Source organism: Desulfobacula sp., assembly GCF_021107415.1.
In genome coordinates, this window is sequence record NZ_JAIOSW010000453.1 from 1 (window position 1) to 11,340 (window position 11,340).

Below are 11,340 nucleotides of genomic sequence, written 5' to 3' on the forward strand. Positions count from 1 at the left end.
CAATTTTTTAAGAGCAATGCAACAGATTCAATATGATAGGTATGGGGAAACATATCTATGGGTTGAATTTCGCAGGTCTCGTATTTGGGGGACAGCATTTCAAGATCCCGGGCAAGGGTTGCCGGATTGCAGGATACATAGACAATTTTCTCAGGACCCATTGAAAGTACCTGTCGAACAACATCCTTGTGCATACCGACCCTTGGCGGATCAATAATCATTACATCGGGTTTTGATTTTAATCTTGGCAGGACATCCTTGATATCCCCTTCAAGAAATTCACAGTTTTCAATTTCATTGAGCCTGGCATTTTGTTTTGCATCAATGACAGCGCTTGGCACAATCTCAATGCCTTTCACCATTTTTGCCTGATCTGAAAGCCATATGGGGATTGTACCGGTTCCGGAATAAAGATCCATCACAACTTCTTTGCCTGTCAATGCAGCATATTCCGATACCTTGGAATATAATTTTTCGCAAGATTTTGTATGGGTCTGGAAAAATGAATTGGCTGAAATTTTAAATACAAATTTTCCCAGCTTTTCCTTTATGTGATCCTTACCATAAAGGGTAATTTCTTCTTTGCCGGTTGAAACACCGGATTTTGCATCGGTAATATTATTCATGATGGATTCAATCTGTGGATATTTTTCTGCCAGTTTGGCTGCAAGATCCCGGACCACATCAATTTTTTTCTCTTTGGTTACAATATTAACCATCCATGTGTCAAAAGCCACTGAATGCCTTAGCATTAAAAACCGCCAGAACCCTTCATGTGTCCTTAAATGATAGGCTGGAAGATCTGATTCTTTTATGAAATGTCTGACATCCTCCAATATCTGATTTCCAAGTTTCGGCATGATTTCGCATTGTTTGATATCAATGACCTTGTCAAAGGTGCCCGGCACATGAAGTCCAATGCCAAAACCCTTTTTAATTTCCTCATTTTCAAGCTCCCAGGGCAGCAACCATCTTTTTGAGGAACAGGAAAATTCCATTTTATTGCGATATTCAAAAATTTTGTCAGACGGGATAACATCCTTCACCAAAATATTTTTTAACCCGCCAATATGCTCAATGGATTCTGTGACATGTCTTTTTTTATATTCAAGCTGGAGATCATATTCAATCTGCTGCCACTTACATCCCCCGCAATAATTGCAATATTGGCATTTCCCCTCTTTTCTAAGGGGAGATTCCTTTAAAATTTTTATCAGTTTTCCTTCTGCCCAGGACTTTTTCTTTTTTGTAATTTTTACAAATACAATATCTCCCGGAATGCACCGATCGATAAAAACCGGTAATCCATCCGGTTTTGCAAGCCCCCTGCCCCCAAAGGCAAGATCAATGATTTCCAGTTCATATGTTTTTCTTTTCTTAATTGCCATAATGTTTATTTCTGTTTAACTTTTAATTAATCCAAATTTTCAAAACTTGATATTATAATGGTTTAATGGCATAAAGACAAGGTATGAAAACCTGTTCAAAAAATATTGAATTCATCTCCCATGGATTTTTACTTAAAGGGGTTTTGCACCTGCCCAAGGTAAAATACCCCCCCCTTGTTGTCGGGTCCCACGGCCTTGAAGGCTCAAAAGAATCTGCAAAACAAACGGTATTGGCAAAACTTCTTGTCCAGAATAATATTGCCTTTTTCCGGTTTGATCACAGGGGCTGCGGTGAAAGCCAAGGAGATTTTATCAAAGACACCTCCCTTGAAAAACGAACCAATGACTATATCAATGCTGTAAAGCATATCCTGTCACTTGAAAAGACAAGCCAAAACATTGCTGTTTTCGGGTCCAGCATGGGAGGTTCCACCTGTATTAATGCCTGGGAATCACTTTTACAAATGAATATCAATCTTTGCGGGGCAGTCTTGTGCTCTTCACCTGCAAAAAGTCTCACCATTGAAAATATTCCAACAGATGCAAATGAAGACAGATCTGCCCTGCCCTTGAGCTTTTTTAAAAACAATCTTCTTTTTAATATTCTGGATAAAGCAAAAAATCTGTCCAACGTGCTTATTTTCCACGGGAATGCAGACGAAGTGGTTCCGGTTTCAAATGCCAATGATATCTACAACCTGGCAAAGGAGCCCAAACGATTGATCATTCATAAAAACGGGGATCACCAGATGACCGCAAGAAGAGATCAGGCAGAGTTTGAGATTGAAACCATGGCCTGGTTTTTAAAATGTTTTCGCCATCAAAACCAAATGCCTTCTTAAGATTTCCAAAGCCATCATGGCAAATATTTTTTTATTTTTAACCCTGTCATCAAAGGAAAATCTATATGTTCTGGCCATTGAAAATTCAGAACCTGCAATACCGATACACACCATGCCTACCGGTTTTTCTTTAGTGCCGCCGCCGGGTCCTGCAATACCGGTGGTTGAGATGGCAAAATCAGCATGGGCTTTATGTCTTGCACCCTGGGCCATTTCAAGGGCGGTCTGTTCATGAACAGCCCCGTATTCAATAATTGTCTCTTTTCTGACATTCAAAATATTTATTTTTGCGTCATTAGAGTAAGTAATACCTGAAAATAAAAAATAGTTTGAACTGCCCGCCACATCGGTCACCATGTTTGAAATCAGACCACCTGTACAGGATTCTGCAATGGCAAGGGTTTTACCTTGTTTTGTCAACAAACCCCCGACCTCCTGGGCAATGGTCAATCCTTGTTCAGACACGACTTTATTCTCAAGCTGCAGCACCACCCATTGTTTTGCTTTTGCAATATCAGCTCTTGCTTTGTCTTTTTCTTTAAAAGAACCAGATAAAATTATTTTGACTTCAATGACAGGAAAATCAGCCCGAAAACCCAACCGTATTCCAAAAAACTTTGTTTCAAACCCTTTTAACAATGCTCCGACCTTTGATTCAGGAAGACCAAATACGGTGAGCCGTTCGATCAGGATATCATCAAAGAGATTAAATTTATTAACCAACACCTTTTTTATTTCTTTTTCAAACATCATTTTCATTTCAGACGGTACGCCCGGCATAAAGAAAAAAAGACACTGATTTATTTTTATATAAAATCCAGGTGCTGTACCATTGCGATTAATCAGCATATTTGAACTGGATGGCAGCAAGGCCTGTTTTTCATTATCTCTGGTTAATTGAAATCCTCTCTTTTTAAAATAGGATCTCATTGATTCCAATGCATCTATGTTCAGCTCAAGCCTGTTACCTGAGGCCTTACTACAGGCAAGCCCTGTCAAATCATCCCGGGTTGGGCCCAGGCCACCGGTAACAAGACAGATATCTGCCTGTAGAGAAATGTCACCAATAATTGATGCAATTGCATCGACATCATCACCAACAGCAATAATTTTTTGAACTTCAATGCCCATTTCTTTGAGTGCACGGCAGAGAAATGCTGAATTTGTATCAACAATATCCCCTAAAAGGACTTCATCTCCGGTTGAAAGAATATGTGCAATCATAATTCATCCCCTCTGGTGTTGAAAAAATGCAGCATGGTTTGATGAAAAAAATGCTGGATTTTTACGAATGTGTGATCCGACAACCACCTGTTTTTTAAATGATTTATCAAGAAATTGTTTGATTTGCCTTCTATCCCACCCAAATGGATGCGTAAAATTTAAATATAACGAAAGATCTCCATGGTAAAACTCATGAGTATCAAGATATTTAGCATCATCGCTGAATTTGGGAAGATTAAATACAGCCAGGTTCAAATAATCAATATATTCCTTGTGTGCCTTGACATATTCAAGCGTTCTGAATGCAGCCTTTTTATCTTCAAAACTCGTTCCAAAAAGAAGGTAGACAAAGGTTAAGATTCCTGCATGATGCAGGTTTCCAAGGATGGTTGATACCATAGTCAGATCCGTTCCCTTGTTCATCCGGTCCAGCACATCCTGGTCCCCTGATTCAAGACCCAGTTTTAGCATATTACATCCCGAATTTTTAAGATCATGGCAAAAATCCCGATCCAGAAACTCTTTTTCAAATCTTACAAATCCATACCATTTAAATCCAAATTTATTTTTTGATACAGCCTTTAAAAAGGCCGGTGTAACAGCATTGTCGATTAAGTGAACATAGTCAGGAGCATATTTTTGATCAATTGATTTTAAATCCTGTAACACTTTTGATGCCCGCTGGGAATTATAGGGACGGGTTTCTGCCTTTTCAGGGCAGAACCTGCACTTGCTCCAATAACATCCAATGGATGCTCGAAAAGGCAAAACTTTGCCGGGTGCAAGATATAAATCATCTTTTACAAAATCATAATCCGGAACATAATGCTTCTTTTTTGCGTCTTTTACACCAAAAAGTTCCAGCAACGGCTGTTCCCCTTCCCCCCTGATCATAACATCAACCAGATCTTTAAAAGGATCATTATAATCCGGCCTGCTCATCCAGGAAGATACAAGCCCTCCGCCATAGATAATTTTTTTATCTTTAAAATTATTCCGTATCCATCCTGTAAGGGCAAAACTAGTCAGGGCCTGATTCAGATAACAAAGGGAAATACCTATGTATTTTGAATCTGAATTTTGAATTTGAGGCCTTACCTTATCTTCAAAAAAATCATAAAAAGGATTTTCTTTATAGTCTCTGGCACTTTTCAATAAATCTTTACTGTTAACGCTGGAAAGCTTAGAATCCGAATAATCACTCAAGGTAATCCTGAATCTTTTGGTATCCACGCTGATGGACAACAGCTTGTTTAGATCATAAACCCTTTGGTGATAGCGGTCCATATTTTCATACAGGGTTGGATTCTTCAGATCAGAAATTATCTGTTCTCTGTTTTTCAGTGCCCTTTTTGACCAGGAATCAATAGGAACAATATCTGAATTAATCAGATATAACAGTCCTTCAATATTTGCATCATAACCATGACAAAAAATCCCGTGCTCTTTTAAGGCTGAAGACAAGAGCGCTATCCCGGCAGGCGGCTCACAAGGTTTGGTAACAGGTGGAAAAATCAATAACATGGTAAAACATCCTAAAATTAATCAATATGGAATAAAATTTCATCAATCTCTGATTGGACAGCACTTTCAAAAATGAGGCGGCGTCTTCAAAGTAGAGGTGCTGCTCACCCTCAGGCTGCTCACCTTGTTCTGCTTTTTTCCATGCATTGATAAAGGTTTGGTTCATATCTTTGTCAGATGCTATATGAATATTGATTTGTTTATCCCTGTTCATACCTGTTTCCTCCTTATACTATATGGTACGATTAACCGCAAGTGGTATCAAAGAGGTATGCACAAAGTCTTTAAAAATATTTCATGCGTCAGCCTTGATCAATCCTTCTGTTTCTTGAATTTTTCACCTTTTTAATATATGTACAATTTAAGATGAAAACAGACAGTTCAGAGCGGAGGCAGATAAATGTTAGTTGCAGTAATAGACAATTATGATTCGTTCACTTTCAACCTGGTTCACTACATCCTTCACACAGGAGTAGAGGTAAAAGTTTTTAGAAACGATAGAATCTCCATTGATGATCTTAACTCTTTGAACTTAGGAGCCATTGTCATCTCTCCAGGGCCTGGCCGTCCGGAAGATGCAGGCATTTCTCTTGATCTTATCAAGCATTTTTCAGGTAGAATTCCCCTTCTCGGCGTCTGCCTTGGTCACCAGGTTATAGCCCAGAGCTTTGGCGGAAAAATTATCCAGGCCAGGCAAATCATGCATGGAAAAACATCTGTGATCACTTCTGATGGAGAACATATTTTTTCAGGCATCAACAAAGCCTTTACTGTCATGCGATACCATTCCCTGGCGGTTTCCAAAGAGGATTTTCCCGACTGTCTGACTATTACAGCAAAAACTTACGATGGTGAAATCATGGGGATTCGGCATAAGGAGCATCAGACCCATGGCGTCCAGTTTCATCCTGAATCCTTTATGACCACTCTGGGAAAAAGACTGATCGAAAATTTCATTAAAGGCGCATAGAAACATCACCGGATAAGAATATTATCCCCCGGGTAAATCTTTGCTTTGGTGGACAGATTATTGAGTTTTTGTAAGCTTGCAATACTGGTATTATACTTTTTGCTGATAGAGTACAGGGTTTCCCCTTTTTGAACGGTATGAAACATGGGAGTCTTTTTCTCTTTTTTCACGGCTTTTTTTACCGGTATTGAAGGCTTTGGCTTAGATTTTGGTGTCATCGTTGCGGTCGGCTTATTTTTAAGCTGTGAAATATTTTTTTCAATTTTTCCCATTCTTTCTATTAAGGAATCAAATCTAACTGAAAATGCCGTTTCAAGCCGTGTTAAACGTTCTTCCACCGGATCAATTCTCTCCACGCCTTTTACTTTTTTACCGGCTGGTGATTGAACAGAATTTTCCTGAATTTGAAGCACTTGTTCTATCTTTTTAATTTTCTTTTCAATATCAGCAAAGGATGTACTTGAAACGCTTTTTTTAACAGGGTCAATCTTGGGACCTGTGGATCTGAAAAAAAGAAAAAATATGATAATAGTTAAAAGCAACGCTCCCAGAATAATCAAGGCAAATTCATTTTTCTTTAACAGAGAAGCATTAAGTTTCCCCCCTTTATTCTGGACTTCAGGTGCTCTTTTTTTATTGGTTTTTGTTGTCGGTATTTTTGATTCAGGTTTACCTTTGGGTTTCATCGCAGAGCTCCTGTTTTTTTATTTTTATGACTATCATCTTAATATCATCTTAAATTTTATTTTCAACCTATAAAATCAAATAATAACTAAATTTCATTATTGAACAAGAGCTCAATAGTATGATAGGGTTCTTTACAAAGGATCTTGTATAATATGCTTAGGATAATTACATGAAACACTATATTAAATTTCTTGTTACAGCTTTTTTTATCTTTTGTATCTGTTTTTTCCACAATCCATTATTTGCTCAGACAAATATCTATACGAATAAGCTTGGGATGCGGTTTGTTCTTATCCCCCCGGGCAATTTTATAATGGGAAGCCCTGAATCTGAAAAAGGCCGCCAGTGGAATGAAAAGCGCCATAAGGTCATTATTTCAAAAAGCTTTTATCTGACAGAAACAGAAGTCACCCAGGGACAATGGGAAAAGCTTGTGGGATTTAATCCGTCTTCATTTTCAAACTTAGGAAAAACTTATCCTGTTGATACAGTTTCCTGGAATGAATGCGTGGAATTTATCAGGGTGTTAAATGGGTGGGAAGGAACAAAAAAATATCGATTGCCGACTGAGGCTGAGTGGGAATACGCCTGCCGAGCCGGTTCCTCATCTACTTTTGCAGATGGTCCTATTACAACATTTTCCTGTAATGAACCTGAACCTGCCATTATAGATATGGCATGGTATTGCTACAATTCAGGCCGCCAAAATCCTTCAGGGGATTTCAAACCCCACCCTGTTAAAACAAGGAATCCAAACAAGTGGGGGCTATATGACATGCACGGTAATGTCCAGGAATGGGTTCTTGACTCATGTAAATGGCGTAGCTTCTGGAGAGCCAAAGTAGGCGTTGTGACCGATACCTATAAAGATAACATTGTTGATCCTTTAAGCAAAATCGGAAAACATAAGATTATCCGGGGCGGAGGATGGTATCAGACAAGTAAATATCAACGATCTGCTTACAGAAGCTATTATAAGCCAGGGGTAAAAAGGAACAGCTTGGGATTCCGCATTGTCAGGATGCAGTAGTTTTCCTCAATAAATAAATCCCTGCAACCAGCATTATGAAATCTCTGATCAATAAATAAATATTTGACATGGTATGGGGTTGACTTGAGAATGCAAAACAGCCGCAATCAAATTGATGTCCGCGTAAAAGATTAAATCCGATCATGAGAATAAATACCAAAAGCAAACCATTGATAATCAAAAGTGCGGATCTCGGGAACATCCCCAAAATCAGGCTGAACCCTGCAACAAGTTCGATAAATGGAATGGTAATGGCCAGAATATTGATACTTCCTCCTGGCAAAATCGCATAACCATATAGAATTTTAGCAAATTTAGCCGGATCTGCAATTTTATGATAGCTGGCATAGATAAACGTAATGCCAAGAGTAAGTTTGATCACAAAAAGGATAATAACAAGCGTATTATTTTTCATTTTTTTCTATCTCATAGCCCATTTCCTGCCACTGCCTGAAACCGCCTGAAAACACCTTGACATCAATGAACCTTAAGTTTTTCAAACGCTGTGCAACCATATGGCTGTCTGTACATTCAAAACTGGAACAATAAACCAGGATAGCAGACTGCCTGTTTATTGAACTTAGCAATTGACCGACACTGTCATCAAAATCCATTAAGGGAAAAGACAATGCATAGGGTAGATGCCCTTGATCATAAATTTCACGGGGTCTTACATCCAGGATAATTTTTTCTTTTTTCTGGACAATCTGTTTAATAATCATGGGATTATTTATCTCGATTGAAGCGGTGACGGAATCGGTTTTTGAAATTGCCGTAACAACCCCTTTGGATGTTTCCCATTGGCCCAATAGTGCAATACCAAAGGGAGAAAACCAATTATAAAAAAAGGCCGTTGTCAAAGCAAAAACAAAAAGAAGAAAAATACCTTTTATATCTTTTGGAGTCATTGTTACAAGAGTCGCAATTTTATTTTTTTAAAATTATCCAGCCTTTGTTGTAAAACCATCAACATCAGCCATTTTTCAAAAAGTCCGAATATTTTTTCTTCAGGATGAGAGCCGGGCCCTTCATCTTCCATCCTTTTTTCCATGCGCTTTAACCCGGCACTGATCTCATTGGTTGTTTCCCGGTTATTCAAGAACGAATAAATCTCCAAGGCATCTTCATAATAGCCCTGGCTTTCATAAATTTTTGCAAGTTCGAGGGTTTTTATATCCTGAATCATGGTGTCTTCCTTTTATTGCCTGATTTATCTTTAAAAATCAGCTCATCTTCTTCAGCCATATCATGTTCCTGTTTTGCCACATGTTTGATATAATTCATATCGGTTTTTAAACTGTTTATTTCATTTTCAAGTTTTTGATTTGCAAGATCAATGGCCAGTATCTGATCTAAAACACTAATTTCTTTTCCTTTTAACATTTTATAATCTAAAACACCGTGTGTTGAAAAAACAATGAGAAATAACAATACAACAATGATAAATATGGAGACATAAAGGCCTGCTCTTTCAACAATTGTCATGATTTGCTCTGTATCAATCCCTTTTTTAACATTTTCAGTTCAGGACTTGAAATCAGGATATTCACACTCAAGTAAAAAATCATTCCAAAACCAATACAGCCCATCACCCCTGTTCCAAACCAAAACTTACTAGACCCTGCCGTCAGTAGAAAAGCCGCTGCCTGTTTGACAAGGAAAAACATTATAACAGATAAAAAAAGTGATCTGCAAGCAGAAACAATGATTTCAAATTTATCAATATTCACAACACCCGGAATGTTAATAAACAAATATAGAAACCCTGCCATGGCCGATATGGAAACAGAGAGAACAAGTCCTTTAATCCCAAGGCTGTCTATGAATAAAGTACAAAAAATCAGGTTAAACAAAATAGTCATGATCCCTGAATAAAAGGGAATTCTTATGCTGGATAAGGCATAATACAATGTAACAAATAATCGAACCCCTGTGAATGCCCACAAGCCTAAACTCAAGAAAACCAGACATTCTGCTGTCTGTTGAACGGCTAAATCATTAAACGCCCCATGTCCGAATAAAAATGCAACAATTGTTTCGTTTAAGGCCAGCAATCCTGCCATGGCCGGGATTGTTATAAAAAAAACCAATTTCACCCCGTTTGAAAACAGGGCTGCAATTTCATCCAATTGCCCTAAGGCCGCTTTTTTTGAAAGCTCCGGCAAAAAAACCGTGGCCACAGAGACAGTAAACAATGCCAGAGGAAACTGCACCAGCCGGTCTGCATAATAGATAAAGGACACACTGCCAACATCCAGTTTTGAAGCAAAAAATGAAGCCACCATGATATTAATCTGAAAGGAGGCAGCTCCAATCATACAGGGAATCATTATTTTTATAACTTTGAACACCTTAGGATGAAAAAGTTGAAACACAGGAATTTTTAACATCCCGAGACGAATCATAAAGGGTATCTGGATGGCAAGCTGAAGAATACCACCGATGGAAACCCCAACTGCCAGGCCTATTACAGGAATTTCAAAAACCTTTGATATTAAGAGTGTAAACAATATCACAACAAGATTAAAAACAACGGGCGCAATAGCAGGAATTCCAAAGTTTCCAAAAGAATTCAATACACCCATGCAAAGTGATGTAATGAGAATGAACCAGAGATATGGCAGCATAATTTTAAACAATATAATGGTCAGTCCATACTTATATGAAGACCCGACAAATCCCGGGGCGATGATCTTTATTATCACCGGAGCAAAAAAAATTCCGGCAAGTACAATAAGAATACCCATCAGGGATAAAAAACAAAAAAAAGAGAACGCCATTGTGACAGCCTTTGAGTGACCTTGTTTTTCCAGAGTTTCAGAAAAGACCGGTACAAATGAAATACTCAAAATTCCTTCGGAAAATAGTTTTCTAACAAGATCAAACGGTCTGAAGGCGATAAAAAAAGCATCACTTTGGGAAGATATACCAAAACACATGGCAATGAGGGCATCCCTGATGACCCCAAGAACACGACTGCTAAAAGTTAAAATGCTTATCACAGCCGTATTTTTAAATATCTTTCTCACAACTTTTCCTTGACAAAAATCGACTCATCATATATTTTTACGAATTTGAAATATGGCAAAATTTAAAATTTAATACACTTAAATAAGGAGCAAGACCAAGTTGGCTAACCATAAATCTGCAAAAAAACGTGCGAAACAGAGTCAGGTAAGACGGCTTAGAAACAGATCTGTAAAAACCACTCTTAAAAATTTGGAAAAAAAACTTTACGCTGCAAAAGAAGAAGGCGGTGACAATAAAGATGAAGTCATGAGAAAAACTCAATCTGCGATTCACAAAGCTGCTAAAAAGGGCGTTATCCATAAAAAGACTGCTTCCAGAAAAATTTCAAGACTATTCAAGTTCATGAACGCATAAGCCTTCACAAACTTTTTTATTTTTGTTCAACTAGCTTAAGACAGGATTTATATTTTTAGATATAATTCCTGTCTTTACTATTTTAATTCTAAAAATTAACCAGCATTTTGCTGATTAATTTTTCAGCACTTCTTGTGGCAATTTTATCCACAGCCTCTCTTTTATTACTTTCATCCGTTATCTTATCTTCAGATACCGTATATTCTTCATGTGATGAAAAATCCTTGACAGACCAGATCACTTCTCCATCCTTGTCTATAAGTTTCAAATCAACGGAGGCCCAGACTCTTC

General features: G+C 37.9%; 14 protein-coding genes and 1 pseudogene. 4 read left to right on the forward strand and 11 right to left on the reverse strand.

Going from position 1 to position 11,340, the window contains the following annotated elements:
• A partial coding sequence (gene rlmD, locus K8S13_RS22715; RefSeq protein WP_291466009.1) for a 23S rRNA (uracil(1939)-C(5))-methyltransferase RlmD occupies positions 1–1,388 on the reverse strand: 1,388 nt, incomplete at its 3' end.
• A gap of 83 nt (positions 1,389–1,471) precedes the next feature.
• On the opposite strand from rlmD, the gene K8S13_RS22720 reads away from it, so the two are divergent.
• Positions 1,472–2,230 carry an alpha/beta hydrolase gene (locus tag K8S13_RS22720; RefSeq protein ID WP_291466010.1) on the forward strand — a complete coding sequence of 253 codons (759 nt, stop codon included), beginning with the start codon at positions 1,472–1,474 and terminating at the stop codon, positions 2,228–2,230.
• Here K8S13_RS22720 and K8S13_RS22725 read toward each other — a convergent pair.
• Genes K8S13_RS22725 through K8S13_RS22735 form a run of 3 tightly spaced genes read right to left on the reverse strand, consistent with a single transcriptional unit; the run spans position 2,192 to position 5,192 of the window.
• Complete coding sequence (locus tag K8S13_RS22725) at positions 2,192–3,454, reverse strand: CinA family nicotinamide mononucleotide deamidase-related protein (RefSeq protein WP_291466011.1); 1,263 nt, start codon at positions 3,452–3,454, stop codon at positions 2,192–2,194. The genes K8S13_RS22720 and K8S13_RS22725 overlap by 39 nt on opposite strands.
• 3 nt (positions 3,455–3,457) lie before the next feature.
• Positions 3,458–4,978, reverse strand: a complete 1,521-nt coding sequence (locus K8S13_RS22730) for a radical SAM protein (RefSeq protein WP_291466012.1) — start codon at positions 4,976–4,978, stop codon at positions 3,458–3,460.
• The gene (locus K8S13_RS22735) at positions 4,941–5,192 is read right to left on the reverse strand and encodes a hypothetical protein (RefSeq protein WP_291466013.1); all 252 of its coding nucleotides are present in this window, start codon (positions 5,190–5,192) and stop codon (positions 4,941–4,943) included. The genes K8S13_RS22730 and K8S13_RS22735 overlap by 38 nt, the downstream gene beginning before the upstream one ends.
• A 186-nt stretch (positions 5,193–5,378) precedes the next feature.
• On the opposite strand from K8S13_RS22735, the gene K8S13_RS22740 reads away from it, so the two are divergent.
• Entirely contained in the window at positions 5,379–5,948 is a 570-nt protein-coding gene (locus K8S13_RS22740) for an aminodeoxychorismate/anthranilate synthase component II (RefSeq protein ID WP_291466014.1), read from the forward strand.
• 5 nt (positions 5,949–5,953) lie between these two features.
• On the opposite strand, the gene K8S13_RS22745 is transcribed toward K8S13_RS22740, so the two are convergent.
• Positions 5,954–6,634, reverse strand: coding sequence for a LysM peptidoglycan-binding domain-containing protein (locus tag K8S13_RS22745; RefSeq protein WP_291466015.1), 681 nt, complete (start codon positions 6,632–6,634; stop codon positions 5,954–5,956).
• A 170-nt stretch (positions 6,635–6,804) separates the two neighbouring features.
• On the opposite strand from K8S13_RS22745, the gene K8S13_RS22750 reads away from it, so the two are divergent.
• Positions 6,805–7,665: a formylglycine-generating enzyme family protein gene (locus K8S13_RS22750; protein WP_291466016.1), complete on the forward strand. Its 861-nt coding sequence runs from the start codon at positions 6,805–6,807 to the stop codon at positions 7,663–7,665.
• Here the strand turns inward: K8S13_RS22750 and K8S13_RS22755 are convergent.
• The 5 genes from K8S13_RS22755 to murJ are packed head-to-tail and all read right to left on the reverse strand — an operon-like array spanning position 7,652 to position 10,694.
• Positions 7,652–8,080, reverse strand: coding sequence for a MauE/DoxX family redox-associated membrane protein (locus K8S13_RS22755; RefSeq protein ID WP_291466017.1), 429 nt, complete (start codon positions 8,078–8,080; stop codon positions 7,652–7,654). The genes K8S13_RS22750 and K8S13_RS22755 overlap by 14 nt on opposite strands.
• Positions 8,070–8,573, reverse strand: coding sequence for a rhodanese-like domain-containing protein (locus K8S13_RS22760; protein WP_291466018.1), 504 nt, complete (start codon positions 8,571–8,573; stop codon positions 8,070–8,072). The genes K8S13_RS22755 and K8S13_RS22760 overlap by 11 nt, the downstream gene beginning before the upstream one ends.
• 2 nt (positions 8,574–8,575) lie before the next feature.
• Positions 8,576–8,851, reverse strand: a complete 276-nt coding sequence (locus tag K8S13_RS22765) for a hypothetical protein (RefSeq protein WP_291466019.1) — start codon at positions 8,849–8,851, stop codon at positions 8,576–8,578.
• Entirely contained in the window at positions 8,848–9,150 is a 303-nt protein-coding gene (locus K8S13_RS22770; RefSeq protein ID WP_291466020.1) for a septum formation initiator family protein, read from the reverse strand. The genes K8S13_RS22765 and K8S13_RS22770 overlap by 4 nt, the downstream gene beginning before the upstream one ends.
• Complete coding sequence (gene murJ / locus K8S13_RS22775; RefSeq protein WP_291466021.1) at positions 9,147–10,694, reverse strand: murein biosynthesis integral membrane protein MurJ; 1,548 nt, start codon at positions 10,692–10,694, stop codon at positions 9,147–9,149. The genes K8S13_RS22770 and murJ overlap by 4 nt, the downstream gene beginning before the upstream one ends.
• A 100-nt stretch (positions 10,695–10,794) precedes the next feature.
• On the opposite strand from murJ, the gene rpsT reads away from it, so the two are divergent.
• Complete coding sequence (rpsT, locus tag K8S13_RS22780) at positions 10,795–11,049, forward strand: 30S ribosomal protein S20 (RefSeq protein ID WP_291466022.1); 255 nt, start codon at positions 10,795–10,797, stop codon at positions 11,047–11,049.
• An 88-nt stretch (positions 11,050–11,137) separates the two neighbouring features.
• On the opposite strand, the pseudogene K8S13_RS22785 reads toward rpsT, so the two are convergent.
• A pseudogene (locus K8S13_RS22785) lies at positions 11,138–11,340 on the reverse strand (hypothetical protein); the annotation flags it as partial.